This is a genomic window from Pacificispira sp. (assembly GCF_965228185.1).
Lineage (GTDB): Bacteria > Pseudomonadota > Alphaproteobacteria > UBA8366 > Aestuariispiraceae > Pacificispira.
Map to the genome: position 1 here is coordinate 186,284 of NZ_CBDDHE010000004.1, position 22,046 is coordinate 208,329.

Below are 22,046 nucleotides of genomic sequence, written 5' to 3' on the forward strand. Positions count from 1 at the left end.
GGGGCAAGCCGAGGGATAGGGGCTCCTAGGCCGCCAGGCGTGCCCGAAACAGCGTGCAGCCGTCCGGCAGGCGCGTTCGGGAGATATTCTGGAAACCGGCCTCCGTCATCCAGGCACGATACCGACCTTCCGGATAGGCTTCGCCATGGTGGTAGAGGTTCAGGAAGGTGAGGTTCAGGAAAACGCCTTCGGGCGGCCCGAGGCGGTCGTCGTCGACAACGCCTGAACCTGCGACAACGATCTCGCCCCCGGGAATCAGGCAACGTGCCGCGTTCAGGATCGACAGGCGCGCCTTGTCCGGCGGCAGAACCTGAACGACGGCCTTTAGGATCGCCAGATCGTGCCGATCCCGCGACGGCGCGACTGTGATGTCTCCGTGCTCGATAAAGATATCCTCGGCGCCGTATTCCGAAAGAATGTCCCGCGCAACGGCCGCGACTGCCGGCAGTTCTAGCAACGTCATCGATACCCGGGGCCATCGTTCGCGAAGCCCGATGAGACTGGTTCCGGCCCCGCCGCCGATGTCGATCACCGAACTGGTTTCGGAAAGATCCAGCAACTGTGCCAGCTGCTGCCCGAACTTCAGCCCGCCCGGTGCGAGATTTCTGAAGAAATCTGCCGTTGTTTCGGGACCGGAGTCGGTGAAGTCGTGCAGCGCGGCCGGCCGGCCTGTTCTCAGAGACTCCGCCGTCAGCAAATCCGCGCTCCATAGCGTCCGCAACAGGGCATGATCACCGCCGCGGAAACCCGGTTTGGAAGCGTCGAGATAGGCAGCTGCCTCCGCACCGTTTCGAAACCGCCCGGCCTCGATTTCGAGGAGGCCGATGCTGGCTAGGGCGTAGAGGAGTCGTGATAGACGGTTTGAATCAATGTCGAGCGCGGAAGCGATCTCACCGGCCGTCATAGCGCGTCCGCCTAGCAAGGTGAATATGCCAAGATCCAACCCGGTACGAAGTGCTAAGGCGGCTGGTACCGCCGCGATCAGGCTATCGATCCGATCAGGGTTCACAATGTCACACCTATTGGCCAGTACAGGAATATGGGCGGGGTATCCTGGCGGCGCGCACGGTTACGGTTGATGAACGTACTAAGACCTGGGGCGCCGAACAGCCCTGAGCTTACCAACAGTGCCGCTGCCGCAGAAGAACCGATCACCGCCGTCTGATTCCAGGCCGGAAATATTGCTGCCAGTCGGCATTTCCAGCGTTTCCAACACGTCTCCGGTCGCAGGATTGATGCGGCGCAGCTCGCTCTCATTCTCTTCCCATGTGCCATGCCAGAGATCGCCGTCCACCCAGGTCACGCCCGTGACGAAACGGTCGGACTCGATGGTGCGCAGGATCTTGCCTGTCTCCGGGTCTACCTGGTGGATTCGTCGGCCGCGATGCTGACCGACCCATAGTGATCCCTCCGCCCAGGCCATCCCGGAATCACCGCCGTCGCCGGGTGCCGGAATCTCGGACAGCACCGCTCCTGTTTCGGGATCGATCTTGCGGATGACGGCGTCGGCAATCTGGTAGAGATGTTGCCCGTCGAAGGCGGTCCCGGCATGGGCAGGCATTGCAAGGGCGCGTTCGATTGCCCCGCTATCCGGGTTGAGCGCATTCAGTCGGTCGCCGGAGGCGAACCAGACGCGGCTACCGTCGAAGCTGACCCCGGCGACTTCGACGATGCCGGGGAAGGGGCCAAACTCACGGAGGATTTCTGCTTTCAATTTTTTCATAGCTAAAGGCTAGCCGGAAAGACCCGCGGCGGGGAGTAACAAACTTGTCGGGAAACCGGGAACGCTCTTGGCGACCCAGCGGCAGGCGCGACCGCGGCCGAACGCTTCGATCTTATCTGCCTCGACAAGTTCCCTGAGGGAGCGTTGAACTGTGCGCGCGCTGACTCCGAGCGCCTGGGCCAGTGCGGAACTGGACCAGGCCTCACCGTCTGCCAGCAATGCCAGAACTTCGGCGTGATCGCTCTCAACGGGCGGCGCCAGGACGACAACCTCCTCCGGCCTAATGGGGTGCAATGCATAGCCGCGGCCGGTCGCGTTCAGCAGCGCCAGCGGCGCGATCGCCTCACGCAAACGCGCGATCTCGACTCGCAGGCGTGCGCGGTGCGATTCGTCGGCATGGCGAGCCTGGAATGCGCGGCGCAACAACGTTTCGCGCGGTACATCCTTCGGCCATGCCTCGGCGAGTGCACGCAGGAGCGACAAGAGAACCGGGCGACTGGAAAGTGGGATCGTGATTGATCCGGCACGCAGCATGTTCCGGAATGTATCAACGACCAGGGTCCGTGAAGCGAGCAGGGCCTCTACCTCTTGCAGGCCAATCAACCGGCCGTTCTGCCCCGTAACGAGCCGCGCAGGCGGGGAATCGAGCGCTCTGCGCGCCTGTTCCACCTCCGCCAGGAGAGCGGGAATTTTTAGATGTCGCGCGGCGTCCTCTGCGCGCGCCAGGGCGGCATATGCCGGTTCAGTCCTGACGCGCCGCATGGCAAGACCGGACGCGACCAGCTCGAAACCGATTGTGGAGGCGGGGGGCAGCACACTGGGATCGACGGATTCCAGCACCTGCTCCGCCTCATCGATCCGGCCGATCAGAAGCAGACGTCGTGCTTCGAGGTATCCGGCATGGGCGGCGTTCACAGGATCACCGGCGTTGTCGAGCACGACACGCGCTTTCGAGAGCCGATCAAGGGATCGGCCGAGATCGCGCGATACCAAGGCGATTTCCGCTTCAGCGAGAACGCAGCGCGCCTGGGCAATCGGTTCGTTCGACCCGAAAGCGCGCGCAGCCCGGCGCAGCAGATCTCGTGCGCGAGCGAGGTCGCCGAGTTGCGCCATTGCGATACCGCGCAGCGCCAGGGCCGGCGGGTCGTCGCGCAGCGCGACGCGCTTCAGCGCGGCGAGGGGATCGCCGGCCGATAGGGCCCCCGCCGCAGCGGTAATCAACGAGTCCATGAAAACCCCGTCACGTTTGTAACTCTCACTCGATGGGCCGCCCGCGATAGCGTCCGGTCATCGCAACCGCCGCAAGCGGCAGGTCAGATCGGAGGATCGACTTTGGCAAGGACACAGACAAACGGAAAGAGGGCCTGCGGGCCGGTCCGCCCCCTGACGGACTGGCTGAGCCTGGCCGCCACACCGGTTTTCGCCGTGATGTCCTGGATTTCCGCAACCGGCCCGCAGGGGCCCGTCATCTGCGGGACAGCCACGGCCGTTCTGCCGATCGATGACATGACCCTGATGTACGTCTTGATGGCCCTGTTTCATCTGCCGCCCTGGCTGAGGGCCGCATCCGGTCGTGTAAGGCGGTTCGACCACACCGAAACCAAAAAGTAAGGAGACAAGTTATGGAACATGCCATCGTATCTCGCGAGGAATGGCTCGACGCGCGCCGGGCGTTGCTGAAGGCCGAGAAGGACCTGACGCGGCATCGCGACGAAATCGCCCGCCAACGTCTTGCCCTGCCGATGACCCGTGTCGACGAAGACTATATGTTCGATACGTCGGTTGGACCGCAGACCCTGGCCGATCTGTTCGAAGGCCGCTCGCAACTGCTCATGCAGCATTTCATGCTCGGACCAGGCTGGAAGCAGGGCTGCAAGAGTTGCTCCTTCATGGCCGATCATACCGACGGCATGAACAAGCATCTCGCCAATCACGATGTCACCATGATCGCCGTATCGCGCGCGCCGCTTGAAGAGATCAAGCGCTTTCAGGAGCGCATGGGCTGGCGGTTCAATTGGGTGTCCTCGAACGGCAGTTCGTTCAACTACGACTTCAGGGTCAGCTTTACCCCGGAGGAGATCGCAGAGGGTCGCATCCACTATAATTTCGGTGAATGGGACATGACCGGCGAAGAGTGGCCCGGCATCAGCGCCTTCTTCAGGGATCAGGACGGCACGGTCTATCACACCTATTCGACCTATGGACGCGGTGTGGAGGTCATGATGGGGACCTACGGCATGCTCGACCTCGCCCCGAAAGGGCGCAATGAATCCTCCGGCATGGCGTGGGTGCGCCATCACGATCGTTACGATCAGTCATCCGGCTAGTCCGGGACCGAGTCTGGCGTTCACAATGTTCTGTCAGCCGATAGCCGGGGGACACGTTCCTTCGGCTATCGCTTCGCCAATACATAGCCAAATGACTGGAGCCATCCTAAACTATACGAATGGAAGAGGAGATCGGGCTACTCGAGCGCCTGCTGGATCCGGACGAATTGCAACAATTGTCCGGAACGGTCTGGAGTTGGATTGATAATACGGTCCTTGTGCCGTCCACTCTCGTCCAGTTTCTGATCATTTTCGCGGCCTGGGCGCTGGCACGCATGCTGTCACCGGCGGGACGCCGGATTCTGGAACGGCAGATCGGGAAGGGGCGGTTCGCTCGTTTCACGGATCCAGCGTTACGCACCTTGTTGCCGCTTGTCCTGCCGGTCTTTTGGCTCGTCCTGCAGTGGTTCAGCGTCTTTGCGGCAAAACAGGCGCAATGGCCAAACCATCTGGTGGAAAGCGCGGTCAGTCTTCTGACGGCCTGGGTGGTGATCCAGGTTCTGTCCCGCGCCATTCGGGACCCTGGCTGGTCCAAATCTCTCGCCTTCCTGGCCTGGACGCTCGCAGCCCTCAATTTGCTCGGCTTGCTGACCCCGACAATGGTTACCCTGGACAGTATGGGCGTCACGTTCGGTGACGTGCGGATCAGTGTGCTGAGCGCCCTCAAGGCCGGCCTTGTTCTCGTCGCACTTTTATGGGGGGCGGGATTCCTGTCGCGCCTTATCGAGGCCCGGTTCGAGCATGCCAGGGGACTTTCGCCTTCCGCAAAGGTCTTGTTGGGGAAGACGGTTCGCATCTTCCTGATGGGGGTGGCGGTCGTTGCTGCCTTGGACAGTATCGGCATCGACCTGACGGCGCTTGCGGTTTTCTCCGGCGCCGTTGGCCTGGGTGTCGGTTTCGGCCTGCAGAAAGTCGTTTCGAACCTGATCAGCGGGTTGATCCTGCTGATGGATAAATCCGTCAAACCCGGCGATGTGATCGCCATTGGTGACACGTTTGGTTGGATCAACTCGCTGCGGGCCCGCTATGTGTCGGTCATCACGCGGGACGGAACCGAACATCTGATCCCGAATGAGGAATTGATTTCGCAGCGGGTGGAGAACTGGTCTTTCTCCAACACGTTGGTACGCCTGAAAATTCCAATCGGAATTTCCTATGAATCCGACGTGAAGCGGGCCATGGCCCTGGCGGAAGAATCCGCGAATGCGGCCGCGCGGGTGCGCAAGGATCCGGCGCCGGTCTGCCGCTTCATGGCCTTCGGCGCGGATGCGTTGGAGCTCGAATTGAGGATCTGGATCGACGATCCGCAGGCCGGGGTTGCCAATGTCCGCAGCGAGGTCCTGCTGAATGTCTGGCAAGTCTATCGCGAGAACGGCATCGATTTCCCGTTCTCGCAGCGCGACCTGCATATCCGCTCGTCGGTGAGGTTGCCGGTGCAGGTCGTACGGGGGGACGTACCGGACGGTCCCTCCCAAAGCGGGGAAGATTAAGCCGCTTCGTGAATGCAGATCAGGGCGTCTACCAGGCGTTGCGCCCGCGGGCTGGCAATGCTGTAGATCATCGACTTGCCGTCGCGACGGCATGCCACGATTCCGTCCTCGCGCAGCCTGGCCAGTTGCTGCGACATGCTGGGCTGACGGATACCAATCGCCATTTCCAGCTCACCCACGGTCAGTTCACCCTGCCGCAACAAGCAGAGAATCTTAAACCGATGCGGGTTTGCAAATGCACGCAACAGTGTCGTTGCGGCGTCAAAATCGACAAGCCGGTCAAAAGACCGCTCGTCCGCGATGCTTGCATGCGCGGTCATCATCTGTCCCACCAACTCATTGTTTAAGCGAATGCAATGCACTCACTTCCATGTCCCGGGGGGATGTAATAGTCTTACCCTTATCTTTTCAAGGAGATTTTGGGAGCATTTTAGGCGAAGTCTCTGATACCCGGTAAACGAGAATACTTCTCAGAACGCCGCAATTCGCGCCATGCCCGAAAAGCGATTAAAAACCATGGAATTATGACCGTTCGCTTACAATTGTTCAGGCTAAAGGGCGTTGGAAGGAACCGGAAAACCAGAGGTCACTTTTCTCGCAATCTGCCCAGGCTATGCGTTCGAATAACGAACAACCGCAAGAGATTTTGCCGGAATCGTTCAAATGCCGAACGATGGACGGATTGCCGTACCGGCCCCGGCGTCGCTGATATAATTCAGCAGCACGGATTGATCGATCGCGTATCAATTGCAGGACCGGCATTCGACGGGGAGGTGGCCAAGGATGCGGATGGTTTATGAACGGGCGTATTCCGCCTGTGTATTTCTATTACACTCCATTGTGCACTGTTTCTCTCTATTAGCGATCCCGGTGATGCTCTTTGCTTCCAAGGAGACGCGGGACGGAATCGACGATCGTACCGTCATAGCGTCTATTGGGGTCGCGGGGTTGGTGATTCTGATCGGCCCGGCTCTCACCTTCCTGTGCCGTCGCGCAGATTGCCGGCGGTTCGGCCTCCCATTTCTGTTTACCGAAGCCGAGATGCAGGAGGCCCGGAATAGGGAGTTTGAAAAACTGCCCGATGATTGGGACCCAAGGGTTTCATCGCCTTTTGGAAAACTTCCCCGCTTGGTCGCCATTGTTCTGTTTCTGGTGGTCGGTCCGGCGGCGTGCATCGGCCTGTCATTCTACGCCAATTCTACCGCCCATTTCGGTTCAGAGGTGTGGCAGATTTGGTCGACGCCCATTTTGATTGTCATCTTCGCGGTCAGCGCGCTGCCACTCGTCGCTCTTCGCCGCTACATCATGCCCATGAACGCCGGATTGTTATCATTTATGCTGGACTCTTGTGAATCTAAGCTCTCCGGTACGCTTTTTATGGCCTCGATGTTTAGCCTTGGGATTATGAAAACTGTTCATCTGTATGAGCTGGATGTTTGGTTGGTGTTGAAAGCCGGGGGCGCGATCTCGTTTGGAGGCTATGGGGCGATCTTCTTCGGCATGGAGCTTCGCCGGCATCTGCGCGAAGGTCCTTGGCCCAAATCCGCCAAGGACAGACATATCTGATCACCGACGTCGCCGCAGGCCAACGCCGCCATTTCAAGTCGTTTTTCGAGAATGGTCGGGGCGGCTGGATTCGAACCAACGACCCTCTGCTCCCAAAGCAGATGCGCTACCAGGCTGCGCTACGCCCCGATATATGAAACGTTGGGTCTTCTATGGATAGTTCGGTGTCTTTGCAAGCTTGGAGCGTACTGCAAGCCATTCCGACGATAAAATAGAGCTTGAATTTGAAACATGAATCAGTATTCATGATTTTATGGGTGTTCAAGCTGTGCCAAAAACAAAACGCGGACTGGCGCGCCGCGCAAAAATTCTGGAAGCCGCTGAGGCCGTCATCGGTGCTCAGGGGTTTGCTGCGGCATCGATCGCGGAAATCACGCAACAGGCCGAAACCGCTCTTGGCACATTCTACATCTATTTTTCCAGCAAGGAGGAGATCTTCCGGGAACTCGTTCTGGAAATGGGGCGCCTGACCCGTTCGGAGGTGTCCGACGCCGTCGCGGGTGCCCCGGACAGGCTGACGGCCGAACGGCTGGGTCTGGAGGCCTTCTTGCGGTTTCTGCTGGCCCGGCCATCGCTGTACCGCATCGTCGAGGAAGCCAGGTTTACCGATCCGGAAGCCTATCGCAGCTATTTCACCGCCTTTGGCGATGCGTATGCGGCCGGTCTTCGGGAAGCGCAGCAGAAGGGCGAAATCTCCGCCGGCGATCCGGAAATCAGAGCCTGGGCGCTGATGGGCATGGCGCGGGCCTTGGGGGATCGATACATCCTCTGGGATGATGCCCCCGATATCGACCGTGTGGTTGAAGAAGCGCACCGCCTGATCTGCCGGGGACTTGAGCCGTGAACGAACTGGTAAGGCTGGATCTGCGCGATCTGCCGACCGGGGAGCGTTGTCATTTCATTCGGCTCGACGCGCCCCGTGCCAATGCTCTTGAACCTGGACTTCTCGACGCCCTCCAATCTGCGCTGGATGCGGTGATCGACAGCGGTGTCAGGCGGGTCGTTCTCTCGGGCGGCAGAAACTTTTCGACCGGCGGCGATGTCGGACGTTTCCACGACGCGGCGGAATCCGGGGAGGTTCTGGAATACGCAAACGCCGTTGTGCCCCGCCTTCAGGAATGCGTCTATCGCATGATGGCGGCCCCGGTGATCTTCGCCGTGGCGGCTCGGGGTGCCATCACAGGCGGGTCCGCAGGCTTTCTATTCGCTGCCGACTTGTCGGTACTGTGCCCTGAGGCCTTTGTTCAACCGTACTATGGGACCGTGGGGTTCGCGCCCGACGGCGGCTGGACGGCGGTACTGCCCGACCTTATCGGAACCTCCGCAGCACGGAATTGGCTCCTGACCGATCGCCGCGTTTCCGCTGGCGACGCTGTAGGGCTCGGCATTGCTGCCACAGTCGATGACGATCCGGAGTCTCGATGCGCGGAGTTTCTTGCGCGGATCGACATCGACAGTGCTCTGGCCACGAAGCGGCTGATCTGGAATGCGGAACGCCTGAGTCGCGTCCGGGACGGCCTGTCACGGGAAACAGCGGCCTTTTGCAGCTTGATCGGATCGGATATCGTGAAGTCCCGCATGGCGCGTTTCCTTGGCCGGGAGGAGGCCGCCGGCAATGTCTGATCTGCTCCCGGACATGGCGATGAAACGCGCGGAACTTTCGCGCGATGATCTGGCGTTTCACGATGCCATTTCCGGTCAGGACTGGAGCTTCTCCGCCATAAACGCGGCTGCCGACGCCATTGCATGTGGCTTTCGATCGATGGGGCTGGAGGAGGGAGAGCGCGTTGCCATCCTCTGTCATAATTGCGCGGAGTTCTTTCTGGCGTTGTTCGCCTGCCAGAAAACGGGCGTCATCCTGTGTCCGTTGAACTGGCGACAGCCTGTCGCCGAACTTGTTGAGACGCTGGCCACCGTCACCCCCAGGGCCCTCATCCATGATCGGGCGATGGCCGAAACGGCCGCAGACGTCGCGCGGAGGTCGGGGATTCCGTTGGTTGGGACGGATGGCGACCTCAAGTCCTGGATCGCCGCGGGCGGGCCGCGGCTGCGCGCCGCCATTCCCGCCGGCCGTCCCTGGTACCTGCTTTTCACTTCGGGCACGACAGGGCGGCCCAAGGCGGTCATTCAGACCGCAAAGATGGCCTGGGCGAATGCCGTGAATATCGGTCAGGCCATCGGCCTGACCGGGGCGGACAGGTCGATCAATTTCCTGCCCCTGTTTCATACCGCCGGTATCAATCTTTATACGCTTCCGGTTTTTCTGAATGGCGGTTTCTCCACCATCCTTCCGAAGTTTGACGCGGATCGGGTCATGGCCCTTCTCGAGGGCGGTGGCGTGACGCAGTTCTTTGGCGTCCCCGCCATCTATCAGGCCTTCTCGCTGTTGAATGACATCGATGCGGTGGACTGGGCCGGCATTCGCTGTGGCTGTGGCGGCGCGCCGCTGTCGGAACCCTTGATCCGGTTCTTCGCGCAGCGCGGCGCCTATGTCCTGAACGGGTTCGGAATGACCGAAACCGGCCCGACGGTCTTTCTGATGGATGCCCGCCATGCGGCGGAGAAGATCGGCTCTGTCGGGCGGGCGCAGATGCTGACGGAGGTTCGGCTGGCCGGCGTGCCTGACGGAGAGTCCGGTGAAGGCGAAATCCAACTGCGCGGGCCCAACATCACACCGGGCTATTTCCAAAATCCCGAGGCAACGAAGAAGACCTTTACCGAAGACGGCTGGCTGCAGAGCGGCGATGTCGGCAGGCGTGATGCGGATGGCTATTACTTCATCGTCGATCGTATCAAGGACATGTATATCTCCGGCGGCGAGAACGTCTATCCGGCCGAGGTCGAGCGTGTTCTGATCGCTCATCCGGCCATTCTGGAATGTGCCGTGATCGGCACTGCCGACGATAAATGGGGCGAGGTCGGCGCGGCCTTCATAACATTGCGACCCGGTGAAACCTTGTCGGCGGAGACATTGCGGCCCTGGTGCCGGGAAAGACTGGCCGCGTACAAGGTGCCCGCAATTGTCCGGATCGTTGAAGACTTCCCGCGCACCGCCGCCGGGAAGGTTCGGAAACCGGAACTGAGAAAGCTGCTGGACCATGATTGACCTGTCCGCGCGTTGGGTGCCGACCCAGGCGGAATTCGATGCCTTTGCGGCGGTATCCGGCGACGACAATGCAATCCATGTGGACCCGGCATTCTCCGCCAGGACCGCATTCGGCCGTACGGTAAGTCACGGCATGCTGATCTATTCGAAACTGTGGGGGCTGTTGCAACAGGCGCGTCCGGGCGTCCGGCAGCACCTTCAGACCATGATGTTTCCCAATCCGGCCTTTGCCGAGGAGGAGGTGGCTTTGTCGGTTATCGAAACAGCGCCTGGAAAGCTTGCCTTCCGGGCCATGCGTGTTGCCGACGGAGCGGAGGTTCTGGTTGGCGAGGCCGAAATCGAATGTTGAATGTCGGTCAGTCAGCGTCCGTTGCCCGCCGCTACTCCCGCGCCGACCTGGAGCGTTTCTCAGTGTTGGCGGGCGCGGATCCGGGCGATCATGTCCCGGAACCGCTGATCGCCGCGTTGTTCTCCTACCTTCTGGGCGTCAAGCTGCCTGGGGCGGGCACGAACTATCTCAAGCAAGAACTGCATTTCAAAACGCCCGCACCGCTGGATACGAACTTGACCGCGAGCGTGGAAGTCACCCGCCTGCGCCCGGACAAGCACCTCGTCGACCTTTGGGCGCGTTGTGTGACGCCGGACGGGACGGTGATCTGTGAGGGGCGCTCCTTGGTCAAGGCGAAGGATGTCGCCGGAGGATTCTAGCGACATTTGCCCCTTCGTATCCGACAGGCAGTGTCAAAGCTGGTCGGCAAAATCCAATAGAGTGCGTGCAAAGGTCGCCGGTTCTTCGAGATGAGGTGAGTGGCCGGACATTTCGAAGACCGCATGACGGCTTTGCGGTGCCTGGTCGGCGATCCAGCGTGACGCGGACTCCGGATAAACGCGACTGCGCTGACCGGAACATACCAGATAGGGCACGTCGATCTGCGGAATGAGCGCCCGTTCATCAAGGGCCACCAGGTCATGCCATAGCGCGCGCATGGCAGCAGGGGAGTGTCCGCGAATAATACGCAGTGCATCGGACCGGCTGAACCGGGGCGCGCCCTCCGGTGATCCGAACATGGTCGCCGCGATACTCTCCGTCGCAGAATGCCAATCCGTTTCGAACCGCGCGGTCGATGCGGCGACGGATTCCTCGGTCTGACCTATCAGGCCATGCGGCCAGTCTTTGGCTGGACTGACCCTGGGGCTCATGTCCACCGTAACCAGGCCGGTGACTTTCCCAGTGCCATGCCGGCGAATGTATCGCCAGACCGCGGCTGCGCCCATCGACCAGCCAACGGGAATGACCGGATCCGGACCAAGCGCGTCGAGGGCGGAAGCTACGACATCTGCACAGTCGTCCAGCGTCGGCGGCCGTGCCTTGGCGCTCCCATGTCCGGGAAGGTCGGGGGCGGCACAGATGCAACGATCCCCCAGCCTTGCGATAAGGCCATCGAAGATGCCGCCATGCATTGTCCAGCCATGCAGAAACAGGAACTGGTGCGCCACTGTCAGCGCCCCGCCCGCAATCGGCCGACGATGCCGGAGGGAAAGAAATAGACGCTCAGGATGAACAGAACACCCAGCCAAAGCAGCCAGCGATCCGGGTCCAACAGTTGCGGCAGAACCGGGATCATCGCCGTGGCGTCCGACGCGGCGCCCATCAGATTCTGCAGATAATTCTGCGCCAGAACAAAGATCGTCGCCCCGATGACCGCGCCGTACATCGTACCCATGCCTCCGATCACGACCATCAAGAGGATGTCCAGCATGATCGTGAAGCTCAGCGTCGTATCCGGACCGACATAGCGCAGCCAGATGGCAAACAGACTGCCGGCAAGTGCGGCGATTGCCGCGGAAAGACAGGTTGCGGCGGTGCGATACCAGACGACCTTGTATCCGATTGCCTCGGCCCGGAAATCGTTTTCCCGGATCGCCTGCAGGACGCGTCCGAAGGGCGAGTTGACGACCCGGAGAAGGATCAGGAAAAGCGCCAGCGAAGCGAAGAAGATCAGATAGTAGTTCAGAAGCTTTCCGTTGATCTTGACCCCAAAGACTTCACCCAGCCGGAAGGCGGGCGTCAGTTCGCGCGGAATGGAGTAGTTCAACCCGTCCTCCCCGCCGGTGATCCCGGAAAACTGCGAAACCAGCACCGCGACGGCCGATGCGACGGCCAGGGTGATCATGGCAAAGAAGATCGCTCTCACGCGTAGCGAGAACAGCCCGATCAGCAAAGCCAGCAGCGCCGCGCCGAGGGCGCCGAGCAGGGCGCCGATGAGCAGGGCGTCATAGCCTCGACCGAGATGCGTCGAGGCGAGGGCCACGCCATAGGCGCCCAACCCGAAGAACATGGTATGGGCGAAGCTGACAATGCCGCCATACCCAAGCAACAGGTCGTAGCTGGCGACCAGGACGATGAAGATGCAAATCCGGGCGGCCGTCTCCAGCGAGCGGACCCCCGGGAACAGGAAGGGGGCGGCCGCCAGGCAGACCAGGATCGTGACAAGAAGTAGGGTCAGGATCGTCGACCGGGGCAGGTCGCGGGACAGGAGTGTCGAGATCATGCTACTTCGCCTTCACGATGGGCAGCATGCCTTGCGGCCGCCACATGAGGATTGCTGTCATCAGTCCGATATTGGAAACCAGCGCCAGTTTCGGTTCGAGGAAGGCGACGTAGTTCTGCAAGAGCCCGACCAGCAGCGCACCAAGGAAGGCCCCTTCGACCGACCCGAGGCCCCCGATGATGACCACGATGAAGACAAGGATCATCATCTCCTCACCCATCCCGGCGGTGATGACTTCTTGATAGAGCCCCCACATGACGCCGCCCAGTCCCGCCAGGGCGGATCCGGCCACGAAGACACCGATGAAAACCACGCGCAGCCGGTAACCCAGCGCCTGCACCATTTCGCCGTTTTCGACACCGGCCCGGACAATCAGCCCAATCTTCGTGCGCTTCAGAACAAGGCGCATGACCAGGAACAGGGCAATACCGAGTACGACGGCGAGCAACCGGTACTTCTCGACCGCGGCGCCGGCAAAGGTGAAGGCTCCCTTCAGGGTCTCCGGGCGGGTCAGGTAGATTTCATCCGGCCCCCAGACGACGTGGATCAACTGCTCGATCACGACCAGTCCGCCGACGGTAACCAGGATCTGCTTCAGATGGGCCCCATAGACAGGCCGTACGATGATCCGCTCGAACCCCCAGCCCATAAACCCGGTGACTGCCATGGCGGCCATGACCGCCAGGAACACGGCTGATACATTCAGCAGCAGGGATGAGGCCCCGGTCCAGTCCCCCATCGCCAGCAGGACGGAAACCCCGACAAAGGCGCCGACCGAGATGAAGGCGCCGTGACCGAAGTTGATGACATCCATCAACCCGAACACGAGGGTCAGCCCGGAGGCCATGATGAAGATCATCATCCCCATGGCGAGACCCGACACCGTCAGGGTCAGCCATGACGACGGCGCCCCGATTGCGATGAAGCCGATCAGCACGAGGGCAGGGATCAGGAGATACGGAGCCAAGCGGGCAAGGCGCTCCGCAAGTGTCTCGGCAGCGAAAGTCGGCGTGTGGTCCGGTGCAGTGGTCATCTCAATGCGCTTCCATGCTGAGGCCCATCAGGCGTTCCTGCAACGCGGCGTCTTCCGCCAGTTGCGCCATGGGGCCGGCCCAAACGATGCGACCGTCATCCATCACCGCGGCCGTATCGCCCAGGGCCCTGGCTACCGCGAAATTCTGCTCGACAAGCAGGATGGTCGCTCCCTGCGCCTTCAGCTTTCGCAGGGCACCGGCCATGGTGGAGACAATGGCCGGGGCAAGTCCCTTCGTGGGTTCATCGATCAGATAAAGGACCCGTTCTTCCGCCATTGCCCTGGCGATCGAGAGCATCTGCTTCTGACCGCCTGACAATGTCCCTGCCGGCGATTCCCAGAACGTTCGAAGCGGGGGAAAGACGGAGAACAGCCAGTCGCGGCGGGCGGGGTCCAGTGGCCCCGAAACCGCCGCAAGGATCATGTTCTCCTCTACCGTCAGATCGGAGAAGATTCCCATATCCTCCGGCACGAATCCAATTCCGGCGCGGGCCCTGGCCGGTACGGTCTGACCGGTAATGTCCGTGCCGTCGAAGGTGATGCTGCCGGCCTTCGTCTGCCAGTGGCCGATAATCGTTCGAAGTGTCGTTGTCTTTCCGACGCCGTTCCGGCCGAGCAGCATGGTGACACCGCCCCGTGGCACGGCCAGATCGACACCGTTGAGAATATGGTACTGGGCGATGTCGGTATGAACGCCTGTCAGGGTGAGCACCGGTTCAGACATCTTCCAGATCCCGTCCCATATAGGCTTCCTGAACGATGTCGGACGCCATGACCTCGCCGGGCGGCCCGTCCGCCGCCAGGGCACCGTTATGCAGCACAATGATCCGGTCCGCGAGCGACCGGATGACATCCATCTTGTGTTCGACCAGCAGAATTGTGCGGTCGCGGTCCTTCTTGAGTTCAGCGATCAGATCAAGCACGACCGGCGCTTCGTCGACGCTCATGCCGGCGGTCGGTTCGTCGAACATGTAAACCATTGGATCCAAGGCGATCAGCAGCGCCACTTCCAGCTTTCGCTGATTGCCGTGGCTCAGTTCGCGGACGGTCTGCCCCTTCAGGCGGTCCAGGCGGACACGCTCCAGGATTGCCATCGCGTCGGCAGTCAGTTTCGAATGGCTGTCGGCCATCGACAGTAGGCTGAATCCCTTGTTTGCCCGTGCCTGGATCACGAGGCGGACGTTTTCCAGCACGGTCAGGTTGGGGAACAGGTTGGTCAGTTGAAAGGCGCGGCCAAGTCCCTTGTGGCATCTCTCCGATACACCGTCCCGGGTGATGTCGGATCCTATGAGTTTTACCGTCCCGGCCGACGCCGGGATCTGTCCGGAAATCAGATTGAAATATGTCGTCTTGCCGGCCCCGTTCGGCCCCACGATCGCGGTCAGTTCGCCGGCGCGAAAGGAACAGGTCACCGCATCGACGGCGACGTGACCACCAAAGCGCACGGTAAGGCCGTCGGTTTCCAGGAGTGTCCGGGTCATGAAGTCACACTTTCGGCGGGAAGGGCTGTGACAGCGGCAAGGGCGGAGCAGGGGCGGGCGCCGATCCGGTGCCCGCCCGTGCGGATCAGTTGCGGATCGGAATGTCCATTTCGTCCATACCGATTTCACGCACCAGAACCGGAACACCATAGTCCTTTCCGTCCTGAATTTCGGTCCGGAAGTGGTACATGGTCTGCATGGCCTGGTGGTCGTCCTTGCGGAACCGCATGGTGCCCTTCGGCGTTTCCCACTCCATGCCTTCCATGGCCGCAATCAGCGCTTCGGTATCTTCTGCGCCGCCTGCTTTGCGGATCGCTTCCACGACGGCAATTCCAGCCGCCATTCCGCCCGCGGTGAAGAAGTCCGGGGGCGTGCCGAACCGATCGAGATGCTGCTCCACAAGCCAGTCATTCACCGGGTTCTTGGGGATCTCGTAGTAGTAATAGGTGGCGCCTTCCATGCCGGGCAGTTCCTTGTAGGCCGTCAGGGCCGCCAGAATGTTGCCGCCGGACGCGATTTCGATGCCGAAACGGGACGGATCCATGGCATTGAGCTTGCCCATCGGATTGCCGCCACCGGCCCAGATGATGAAGAGTTTCTTTTCCCCCTCGATGTCGGCCATGGCCTGAAAGATGCGTTCGGCCGCGGCGGTGAAATCAGTCGTGTCTGTCGGTACATATTCCTCATGCGCCAGTGTCGCCCCAGTTGCTTCGAGGGCTTCCTTGAAGGCGGCGACACCGTCCCGGCCGAACGCGTAATCCTGCGCCAGTGTGGCAACGGTCACCCCTTCGCCGCCCAGCGCCACGGCATTCGCGATGGCGTCCTGTGACGAGTTGCGCCCGGTCCGGAAGATGAAACGGTTCCAGTTTTCGCCGGTGATCGAGTCGGCCACGGCCGGCTCCACAATCAGGATGCGCTCGTATTCTTCAGCGACCGGCAGCATCGCCAGTGCGACGCCGGAGGACACAGGCCCGACGGCAATATGAGCGTCATCGTCACCGAAGGCCTCCGCCAGCATTGCCTTGCCGAGGTCCGGTTTCACCTGGGTGTCCTTTTCGATGACGACGATCGGCTCGCCGTTGATTTCCATCGTGCCGCCTGTTGCGTATTCAAGCCCCAGCATCAAACCCTGGTGTGACTGTGCGGCATAGGCTTCCAGGGCCCCGGTCTTGCCATAGACATGTGCAATTCGGATTTCGGCGAGTGCGGTCGTCGCCAGCATGGCGCTTAACGAAGCGGCCAAGCCTACCATAAACGTTCTCTTCATCTGGATAGTCCTCCCTGTTTGTATGTTCTAGGCAAATTATGAAACATGAATCAATATTCATGTCAATGTGGAAGGCGATTGATTTCGCCGCAAGCGGGCAGGGGATCGAACGGACCTGTGCAGAATGCATGCACCAGGGCAAATGCCGGTGCGGTAACGCCCCTCTGTTCATAGAGGCTGCTGGGGAGAGTTATAGGGGCGGGTCGATACAAACCCGCCCGTTGGGCCACCGCCGCTCTGGGACTCTGCAGCCCTACAAAATAAAGGAAACCGGGAGGACCCGGAATCGGTCACTGTCGGCCAATCTTTTACAGATCCCAGGTATCGGCGCCTTTTGCCGGCCGTGCCTCCAGATGGGGGAGGCCTTCAACGCCATTCTCCGCCTCCGAAATTGACGCAACGCCTTCCTTCAGCAGCAACTCGCGAAACAGCATTTTCACTGGCGCGTTGTCATCGACGATCAGGACGCGGCATTTCAATTTCTGAATCGTATCAACTATTTGGACAGACCGTGCTTGTGCCATGGGGGCGAAACGGCACCTTTTGAATGTTTAATCATCCGTACCCCTTCGATCCAGTTGCGTTGTCGAGAATGACAAAATGGTCCGAGACGGGGGGCCATGTGATGACCCTCGAAGACGTCACGCCGGTTATGAGGGTGAATCTGAACTGTGCTTGCAGGCTGGAATAATCCCGCCGAAGCGTGGTAAGACCCGTTCGTTACGGAATTTGCCTCGCCCAGGGAGGGGACAGTGGAAGTCAGGATCTTCAAGCCCACAAAAACCGCCATGCAATCCGGCCGCGGCAAGACCCGGGATTGGATCCTGGAATTCGAGCCGACCGACGCCGGGCGGCCGGATGCGCTGATGGGCTGGGTCGGATCGGCCGACACGCGCAAGCAGGTACAGCTCAGCTTCGATACGGCTGAAGAAGCGATCTCCTACGCCGAGAAGCACGGGTATGCCTATACGGTCGAAAAGCCTAAGGACCGTCAGATCAAACCGAAGGCCTATGCCGATAATTTCGCGAATGGGCGTAAGCGCCCCTGGACCCATTGAGCGTTGACCGACCGCGGGGCCGCGACTAGACATCCCGCCGCGGCGTCCGGCCCCGTAGCTCAACCGGATAGAGCACCCGCCTTCTAAGCGGATGGTTGCAGGTTCGAGTCCTGCCGGGGCCACCAAACTTTTCAACCACTTAGTGGTGGTGCCGTTCGGGCTTTAAAGTTCGTTCAATTTCGACTTTCAAACATTCTTTTTCCCTTGCGCGGACCTTCGTTCCTGCCGTGCGCCGCTGGCCCTGACCTCTCAATTCGTCCGGCGCAATCCTTTCAATCCATGCAAATCCGAACACCGACCGGCTGAGCTTCAGGATCTGGCGTCCGACTCCTCAAAGGAACGAACGCAGCTCTTCGCTCAATACCGTCAGATCCGAAGGACAATCCTTCGCTTCAATACTAAGAGCACTGCGTCCATAAATATTAGGGCAGATCAGGGTGAAGGCCCGTGCGATAACCGGCGCTTAGCCTTGTTGAAGTGCCTTCGAACGCGACGGTCCCGTCCGGACGGTATCGGTGCTGGCGGCAATGACAGTGTTTTGAGATTGTCCGGTTAGGGCATAGTATCCGCAAAACAATGAAAATGCGCCCTGGGGAGGAACCATGCGGGGACAACGCGTGTCCAGCGTTGGCGACCGGTATCGATTGGGCCGACGGCAATTGCTCGCGGCACTCTGTGTGTCGTTCGGTATGACTGTCGGCGGAACAGGGGCTGTGGTCGCTTCCGGGAAGAAGGCCGGCACGATCCGTTTCGGGCTGACCCCCGTCTTTCTTACCAATGACTTGGAACTGCTTGGCGGGCTACGGCACTACCTCGCAAAGGCAACCGGCCATGATGTCGAACTTGTTACCCGAAGAACCTACCAGGAAGTCACATCGCTACTGGTTACCGGGGAACTCGATGCCGCCTGGATTTGCGGCTACCCGTTCGTCAAGTTCCGGGATGCCCTGGATCTAGTGGCCGTTCCGGATTGGAACGGGAGCCCATACTATCGCTCCTATCTTATCGTCGGGTCGGACCGTGCGGTGGAATCGATCGAAGAACTGGGCGGGGATATTCACGCCTATTCCGACCCTGATTCCAACTCCGGCTATCTGGTAACTCAGGCCCTGTTGCACGAACTCGATCTGTCGCCGAACCGGTTCTTTCGAGATGCCATGTTTACCTACGGCCATCGCAATGTGATCCGAGCCGTCGCATCGCGTCTGGCACAATCCGGCAGTGTCGATGGGTATGTCTGGGAGGTGATGCGCGAGATCGAACCTGAACTCGTCAATCGGACGCGTATTCTAAGGCGATCTGAATGGCTGGGCTTCCCCCCTGTCGCCGCCAATAGACGGGTCGCCCAAACTGAGAAAATGCAATCGCTTTCACAGGCATTTCTTGCCATGTCGGAAAGCGAAGAGGGGCGGGACGTTTTGCGCATGCTGCGACTGACAGGGTTCAGCCTCCCTGAGGACGAGATATACCGGTCCATTGCCGAAAAGGTCGAGGCCTTGAAGGGGGTGCTGTGAAGGGTATGCTGACCCGCTTCCGGCGACTTCCCCTGACATTGCGGGTGCCGATCACCGTGGCGATTCTGATGATCGCGGTTTCGGCGGCAATCTCCGAACGTGTGCTGTCGCGCCTTCACCAGATTCAGGAAGACCGGCTCAGCGGGTTGGCCTCCTCCTATCTGGATGGAATCATCGCCTCGATTTCGCCATCAGTCCTGCGGCAAGACAGTTGGGAAATCTACGACGCCATCGTCAGAGTGCGTCCGACCGACGGTGAAATCGTGCCACTGGAAACGGTCGTTGCATCCGAGGAAGGTTTGACCTTGGCGTCCGACCGGCCTGAAGCACGCCCGACCTTGGGAGAGTTGCCCCAGTCCTTCACATCGCTCTTTCCCGGCGAGGGGGTTGCGATCGCGACTGCCGAGCGGCGCGGTTATGCCAAGCGTCGGATCGATTATCAGGGACAGAATATCGGTGCGGTTTTCGTCATCTTCGACGTCTCGTCTCTATTGGCGGAACGGCAGAGGGTGCTGCTGACGCTTCTGGTGACGAACGGATTGCTGACCGGATTGATTGCGCTCATCGGGTTCGCGACCGTCCGGCAGATGGTGAAGCCGATGCAAATACTGGAAAGCCACATGACCGCGGCGGCGTCCGGGCAGGCGCGACTTATCTCGCAACAGGAACTGGCGACATCCGACCATGAGGCGAGGCGCCTGTATCACGCCTATAACGCACTCGTGGAGGCGGAACGGGACCGCACATTGCTGGCCCGCCAATTGTCGGAGGAGGAAAAGTTGGCCAGTCTCGGTCGACTGGCGTCCGGTATGGCGCACGAGATCAACAATCCACTTGGTGGGCTGATGAATGCAGTCAACACGCTGAGGAAGCATGGCGCCGACAGCGATGTCCGGAACCGGTCGCTCGATCTGGTCCAGCGCGGATTGCAGGGGATCAAGGAAGTAGTATCAGCGACACTGGCGACCTATCGGGCCGAACGGGCGACACGGCCGCTTTCCGTTCAGGATTTTCAGGATCTGAAATTGCTTCTCAGACCCGAAATGGAGCGAAAGGGCCAGAATCTGGAGATCGAGACAGGCGATCTTGCTGAAGGGAAGATCGATTTGCCTGCGGGTCCATTACGCCAGGCATTGCTGAACCTTCTTCTGAATGCCAGTCAGGCATCCCCGGCGGGGTCGACGGTAACGCTGGCCTGCCGAACCACCCCGGACAGGTACGAACTGTCGGTATCCGACCAGGGCCAAGGACTTCCCGCAGCGGCAAGAAGGGTTCTGTCGTCCGGTTCGACGATACATCCACCCTCGGATTCCGGGGGGTTGGGTCTCTGGGTCGTGCGCCGTATCGCCGAGGAACTTCACGCCGGAGTGTCGGTTGCGGAGGGGACGCCGTCCGGGACGACAATCACCATATCCGCCCCAAAGGGGGATGAGGAAATTGAACATGCAGCCTAGCAACCTCAAGATCGGTCTGGTCGAAGACGATCCCGTCATGGGCGGGTCGATCGTTCAGCGACTTGAACTCGAAGGCTATTCTGTCGCCTGGTGGCAGAATGGTCGGGATATGATCAATGCCGCCCCGGCCTCGCTTAACAATCTGGACCTGATAGTGTGTGACATCCGTCTTCCTGGTGTTTCGGGTGAGGAAATCTTCAAGGAATTGGTCACCGCCGCTCAGGCGCCGCCCTTCGTATTTGTGACCGGCTTCGGCGAAATTGATCAGGCGGTACGTCTAATGCGGCTCGGAGCAGCCGACTACCTGACCAAACCTTTTGAATTCGAAGATTTCCTGGCACGCATCCGGCGGATCGCTGACGGGGCACGGCAGGGCGAACCGTCGAACGACGATCCGCTTGGTCTGTCGCCCGAAATGCGGGATGTCGAAACTCTGTTGAAACGGTATGCCAAGCTGGACCTGCCCGTGTTGATCACCGGCGAGTCGGGCGTTGGCAAGGAAGTGGCCGCAAAGCATCTGCATCTTCTGCAATGCGGGGCCAAGGCTCCGTTCATGGCGGTGAACTGCGCCGCTATTCCAGCCGAATTGCTGGAAAGCGAAATCTTTGGACACGAGCGTGGCGCCTTCAGCGGCGCCGTCAGGCAGCATCACGGATATGCCGAACGCGCCGCTGGCGGTACGCTGTTTCTCGATGAGATTGGCGACATGCCCCTGCCGCTTCAAGCCAAGATCTTGCGATTGATTGAGGAACGGACCTTCTTTCGGATCGGCGGCGAAAAGCCAATCGAATTCCGTGCCCGGGTCGTGGCCGCAACACATCAGGACCTGGAACAGGCCTGCGCGGAACGAGCGTTTCGTGAAGACCTATATTTTCGCGTTTCCGCATTGCCGCTGCCAATTCCACCTTTGCGCAAACGGCCGGATGACCTGATCTGGCTCACGGATCGGATGTTAGTCGAAGCAAGCAGAAGGCAGGAGCGCCGGATACTGGGCATTAGTACGGAAGCCGAGGAAATGATCCTGGAACACGGTTGGCCCGGCAATGCTCGGGAGTTGAGGAACCGGATCGAAAGGGCCATCGCGGTCAGCGACACTGAATGGATCATGCCGCAGGATTTGTTCCCAGATGCGAAACGTCCTGCCAGAACCGACAGCGACGGGTTCATAACCTTATCCGAAGCAAGAGACTCGGCGGAGCGCCGTCAGATAGACCGTGCCTTAGAACGCACGGGGGGGCATGTTTCGGATGCGGCGAAGCTTCTCAGAATTTCGCGCACGACGCTGTGGGAGAAAATGACCAAGTACGATATTGGTCCGTCCCGTTCGGATTCCTGAACCTTCGGCGCCGCACCATGTTCGAAAATCCGAACATAGTTCATGTTAGATTGCATCTTTTTAAATCTAACTAGCTGAAAAATATTACGAAATTACGACGGCACGTCCCTTGCTGATACCGGGTCATAACTCGAGCATC

Annotated in this window: 24 protein-coding genes and 2 tRNA genes; 14 read left to right on the forward strand and 12 right to left on the reverse strand. The window is 60.2% G+C overall.

Features of this window, described 5'->3' with window-relative positions; all coding sequences use genetic code 11:
* Window positions 1-25: 25 nt before the first annotated feature.
* From ACO06O_RS09180 to ACO06O_RS09190, 3 genes are all read right to left on the reverse strand, one after another.
* Window positions 26-1,009, reverse strand: a complete 984-nt coding sequence (locus ACO06O_RS09180) for a methyltransferase (protein WP_421878535.1) — start codon at window positions 1,007-1,009, stop codon at window positions 26-28.
* Between the two features lie 78 nt (window positions 1,010-1,087).
* Window positions 1,088-1,723, reverse strand: a complete 636-nt coding sequence (locus ACO06O_RS09185) for a DUF5074 domain-containing protein (RefSeq protein ID WP_421878538.1) — start codon at window positions 1,721-1,723, stop codon at window positions 1,088-1,090.
* Between the two features lie 9 nt (window positions 1,724-1,732).
* Window positions 1,733-2,953 carry a hypothetical protein gene (locus tag ACO06O_RS09190; RefSeq protein ID WP_421878541.1) on the reverse strand — a complete coding sequence of 407 codons (1,221 nt, stop codon included), beginning with the start codon at window positions 2,951-2,953 and terminating at the stop codon, window positions 1,733-1,735.
* 102 nt (window positions 2,954-3,055) lie between these two features.
* On the opposite strand from ACO06O_RS09190, the gene ACO06O_RS09195 reads away from it, so the two are divergent.
* From ACO06O_RS09195 to ACO06O_RS09205, 3 genes are all read left to right on the forward strand, one after another.
* Window positions 3,056-3,334: a hypothetical protein gene (locus ACO06O_RS09195; protein WP_421878544.1), complete on the forward strand. Its 279-nt coding sequence runs from the start codon at window positions 3,056-3,058 to the stop codon at window positions 3,332-3,334.
* An 11-nt stretch (window positions 3,335-3,345) separates the two neighbouring features.
* Entirely contained in the window at window positions 3,346-4,050 is a 705-nt protein-coding gene (locus ACO06O_RS09200; RefSeq protein ID WP_421878547.1) for a DUF899 domain-containing protein, read from the forward strand.
* A gap of 119 nt (window positions 4,051-4,169) precedes the next feature.
* Window positions 4,170-5,540, forward strand: a complete 1,371-nt coding sequence (locus ACO06O_RS09205) for a mechanosensitive ion channel family protein (RefSeq protein ID WP_421878550.1) — start codon at window positions 4,170-4,172, stop codon at window positions 5,538-5,540.
* Here ACO06O_RS09205 and ACO06O_RS09210 read toward each other — a convergent pair.
* Window positions 5,537-5,863, reverse strand: coding sequence for an ArsR/SmtB family transcription factor (locus tag ACO06O_RS09210; RefSeq protein WP_421878553.1), 327 nt, complete (start codon window positions 5,861-5,863; stop codon window positions 5,537-5,539). The two genes, ACO06O_RS09205 and ACO06O_RS09210, sit on opposite strands and share 4 nt — an antisense overlap.
* A gap of 460 nt (window positions 5,864-6,323) precedes the next feature.
* Between ACO06O_RS09210 and ACO06O_RS09215 the strand changes: the two genes are divergently transcribed.
* Window positions 6,324-7,106, forward strand: coding sequence for a hypothetical protein (locus ACO06O_RS09215; protein WP_421878556.1), 783 nt, complete (start codon window positions 6,324-6,326; stop codon window positions 7,104-7,106).
* A gap of 52 nt (window positions 7,107-7,158) precedes the next feature.
* Here ACO06O_RS09215 and ACO06O_RS09220 read toward each other — a convergent pair.
* Window positions 7,159-7,235 (reverse strand) — tRNA-Pro (locus ACO06O_RS09220).
* A gap of 139 nt (window positions 7,236-7,374) precedes the next feature.
* Here ACO06O_RS09220 and ACO06O_RS09225 point away from each other — a divergent pair.
* From ACO06O_RS09225 to ACO06O_RS09245, 5 genes are read left to right on the forward strand one after another with little or no spacing between them, the layout of a single operon-like run.
* Complete coding sequence (locus ACO06O_RS09225; RefSeq protein WP_421878559.1) at window positions 7,375-7,950, forward strand: TetR/AcrR family transcriptional regulator; 576 nt, start codon at window positions 7,375-7,377, stop codon at window positions 7,948-7,950.
* The gene (locus ACO06O_RS09230) at window positions 7,947-8,729 is read left to right on the forward strand and encodes an enoyl-CoA hydratase/isomerase family protein (RefSeq protein WP_421878562.1); all 783 of its coding nucleotides are present in this window, start codon (window positions 7,947-7,949) and stop codon (window positions 8,727-8,729) included. The genes ACO06O_RS09225 and ACO06O_RS09230 overlap by 4 nt, the downstream gene beginning before the upstream one ends.
* A complete protein-coding gene (locus ACO06O_RS09235) occupies window positions 8,722-10,212 on the forward strand; it encodes an AMP-binding protein (RefSeq protein WP_421878565.1) in 1,491 nt (496 codons plus the stop codon). Before ACO06O_RS09230 ends, ACO06O_RS09235 begins: the two co-directional genes overlap by 8 nt.
* Window positions 10,205-10,561 (forward strand): MaoC family dehydratase, encoded by a 357-nt coding sequence (locus ACO06O_RS09240; protein WP_421878568.1) that lies wholly within the window; start codon window positions 10,205-10,207, stop codon window positions 10,559-10,561. Before ACO06O_RS09235 ends, ACO06O_RS09240 begins: the two co-directional genes overlap by 8 nt.
* Complete coding sequence (locus ACO06O_RS09245; protein WP_421878572.1) at window positions 10,555-10,920, forward strand: hypothetical protein; 366 nt, start codon at window positions 10,555-10,557, stop codon at window positions 10,918-10,920. Before ACO06O_RS09240 ends, ACO06O_RS09245 begins: the two co-directional genes overlap by 7 nt.
* A gap of 33 nt (window positions 10,921-10,953) precedes the next feature.
* On the opposite strand, the gene ACO06O_RS09250 is transcribed toward ACO06O_RS09245, so the two are convergent.
* The 7 genes from ACO06O_RS09250 to ACO06O_RS09280 all read right to left on the reverse strand — a co-directional run bounded on the left by ACO06O_RS09250 (window position 10,954) and on the right by ACO06O_RS09280 (window position 17,024).
* Complete coding sequence (locus ACO06O_RS09250; protein ID WP_421878575.1) at window positions 10,954-11,709, reverse strand: alpha/beta fold hydrolase; 756 nt, start codon at window positions 11,707-11,709, stop codon at window positions 10,954-10,956.
* A gap of 2 nt (window positions 11,710-11,711) precedes the next feature.
* Window positions 11,712-12,764, reverse strand: coding sequence for a branched-chain amino acid ABC transporter permease (locus ACO06O_RS09255; protein WP_421878578.1), 1,053 nt, complete (start codon window positions 12,762-12,764; stop codon window positions 11,712-11,714).
* Between the two features lies 1 nt (window position 12,765).
* Window positions 12,766-13,797, reverse strand: coding sequence for a branched-chain amino acid ABC transporter permease (locus tag ACO06O_RS09260; protein ID WP_421878580.1), 1,032 nt, complete (start codon window positions 13,795-13,797; stop codon window positions 12,766-12,768).
* A 1-nt stretch (window position 13,798) separates the two neighbouring features.
* Window positions 13,799-14,521, reverse strand: coding sequence for an ABC transporter ATP-binding protein (locus ACO06O_RS09265; RefSeq protein ID WP_421878583.1), 723 nt, complete (start codon window positions 14,519-14,521; stop codon window positions 13,799-13,801).
* Window positions 14,514-15,278: an ABC transporter ATP-binding protein gene (locus ACO06O_RS09270; protein ID WP_421878586.1), complete on the reverse strand. Its 765-nt coding sequence runs from the start codon at window positions 15,276-15,278 to the stop codon at window positions 14,514-14,516. The genes ACO06O_RS09265 and ACO06O_RS09270 overlap by 8 nt, the downstream gene beginning before the upstream one ends.
* 85 nt (window positions 15,279-15,363) lie before the next feature.
* Window positions 15,364-16,545 (reverse strand): substrate-binding domain-containing protein, encoded by a 1,182-nt coding sequence (locus ACO06O_RS09275; protein ID WP_421878589.1) that lies wholly within the window; start codon window positions 16,543-16,545, stop codon window positions 15,364-15,366.
* Between the two features lie 308 nt (window positions 16,546-16,853).
* Window positions 16,854-17,024, reverse strand: coding sequence for a response regulator transcription factor (locus ACO06O_RS09280; RefSeq protein WP_421878593.1), 171 nt, complete (start codon window positions 17,022-17,024; stop codon window positions 16,854-16,856).
* 273 nt (window positions 17,025-17,297) lie between these two features.
* Between ACO06O_RS09280 and ACO06O_RS09285 the strand changes: the two genes are divergently transcribed.
* The 5 genes from ACO06O_RS09285 to ACO06O_RS09305 all read left to right on the forward strand — a co-directional run bounded on the left by ACO06O_RS09285 (window position 17,298) and on the right by ACO06O_RS09305 (window position 21,907).
* Window positions 17,298-17,603, forward strand: coding sequence for an ETC complex I subunit (locus ACO06O_RS09285; protein WP_421878596.1), 306 nt, complete (start codon window positions 17,298-17,300; stop codon window positions 17,601-17,603).
* A gap of 48 nt (window positions 17,604-17,651) precedes the next feature.
* Window positions 17,652-17,728: transfer RNA gene (locus ACO06O_RS09290), tRNA-Arg, on the forward strand.
* A 477-nt stretch (window positions 17,729-18,205) separates the two neighbouring features.
* The gene (locus ACO06O_RS09295) at window positions 18,206-19,117 is read left to right on the forward strand and encodes a PhnD/SsuA/transferrin family substrate-binding protein (protein ID WP_421878600.1); all 912 of its coding nucleotides are present in this window, start codon (window positions 18,206-18,208) and stop codon (window positions 19,115-19,117) included.
* 5 nt (window positions 19,118-19,122) lie between these two features.
* Window positions 19,123-20,571, forward strand: a complete 1,449-nt coding sequence (locus ACO06O_RS09300; RefSeq protein ID WP_421879103.1) for a sensor histidine kinase — start codon at window positions 19,123-19,125, stop codon at window positions 20,569-20,571.
* Entirely contained in the window at window positions 20,546-21,907 is a 1,362-nt protein-coding gene (locus tag ACO06O_RS09305; RefSeq protein ID WP_421878604.1) for a sigma-54-dependent transcriptional regulator, read from the forward strand. Before ACO06O_RS09300 ends, ACO06O_RS09305 begins: the two co-directional genes overlap by 26 nt.
* Window positions 21,908-22,046 lie beyond the last annotated feature (139 nt).

What these genes read in the sequence shown, in the direction of transcription:
- ACO06O_RS09255 (WP_421878578.1), bottom strand. Translation starts at nt 12,764, where the DNA reads ATGATCTCGACACTCCTGTCCCGCGACCTGCCCCGGTCGACGATCCTG.
- ACO06O_RS09275 (WP_421878589.1), bottom strand. Translation starts at nt 16,545, where the DNA reads ATGAAGAGAACGTTTATGGTAGGCTTGGCCGCTTCGTTAAGCGCCATG.
- ACO06O_RS09200 (WP_421878547.1), top strand. Translation starts at nt 3,346, where the DNA reads ATGGAACATGCCATCGTATCTCGCGAGGAATGGCTCGACGCGCGCCGG.
- ACO06O_RS09205 (WP_421878550.1), top strand. Translation starts at nt 4,170, where the DNA reads ATGGAAGAGGAGATCGGGCTACTCGAGCGCCTGCTGGATCCGGACGAA.
- ACO06O_RS09235 (WP_421878565.1), top strand. Translation starts at nt 8,722, where the DNA reads ATGTCTGATCTGCTCCCGGACATGGCGATGAAACGCGCGGAACTTTCG.
- ACO06O_RS09295 (WP_421878600.1), top strand. Translation starts at nt 18,206, where the DNA reads ATGCGGGGACAACGCGTGTCCAGCGTTGGCGACCGGTATCGATTGGGC.
- ACO06O_RS09270 (WP_421878586.1), bottom strand. Translation starts at nt 15,278, where the DNA reads ATGACCCGGACACTCCTGGAAACCGACGGCCTTACCGTGCGCTTTGGT.
- ACO06O_RS09185 (WP_421878538.1), bottom strand. Translation starts at nt 1,723, where the DNA reads ATGAAAAAATTGAAAGCAGAAATCCTCCGTGAGTTTGGCCCCTTCCCC.
- ACO06O_RS09260 (WP_421878580.1), bottom strand. Translation starts at nt 13,797, where the DNA reads ATGACCACTGCACCGGACCACACGCCGACTTTCGCTGCCGAGACACTT.
- ACO06O_RS09210 (WP_421878553.1), bottom strand. Translation starts at nt 5,863, where the DNA reads ATGATGACCGCGCATGCAAGCATCGCGGACGAGCGGTCTTTTGACCGG.
- ACO06O_RS09305 (WP_421878604.1), top strand. Translation starts at nt 20,546, where the DNA reads ATGAGGAAATTGAACATGCAGCCTAGCAACCTCAAGATCGGTCTGGTC.
- ACO06O_RS09190 (WP_421878541.1), bottom strand. Translation starts at nt 2,953, where the DNA reads ATGGACTCGTTGATTACCGCTGCGGCGGGGGCCCTATCGGCCGGCGAT.
- ACO06O_RS09265 (WP_421878583.1), bottom strand. Translation starts at nt 14,521, where the DNA reads ATGTCTGAACCGGTGCTCACCCTGACAGGCGTTCATACCGACATCGCC.
- ACO06O_RS09215 (WP_421878556.1), top strand. Translation starts at nt 6,324, where the DNA reads ATGCGGATGGTTTATGAACGGGCGTATTCCGCCTGTGTATTTCTATTA.
- ACO06O_RS09300 (WP_421879103.1), top strand. Translation starts at nt 19,123, where the DNA reads ATGCTGACCCGCTTCCGGCGACTTCCCCTGACATTGCGGGTGCCGATC.
- ACO06O_RS09240 (WP_421878568.1), top strand. Translation starts at nt 10,205, where the DNA reads ATGATTGACCTGTCCGCGCGTTGGGTGCCGACCCAGGCGGAATTCGAT.
- ACO06O_RS09245 (WP_421878572.1), top strand. Translation starts at nt 10,555, where the DNA reads ATGTTGAATGTCGGTCAGTCAGCGTCCGTTGCCCGCCGCTACTCCCGC.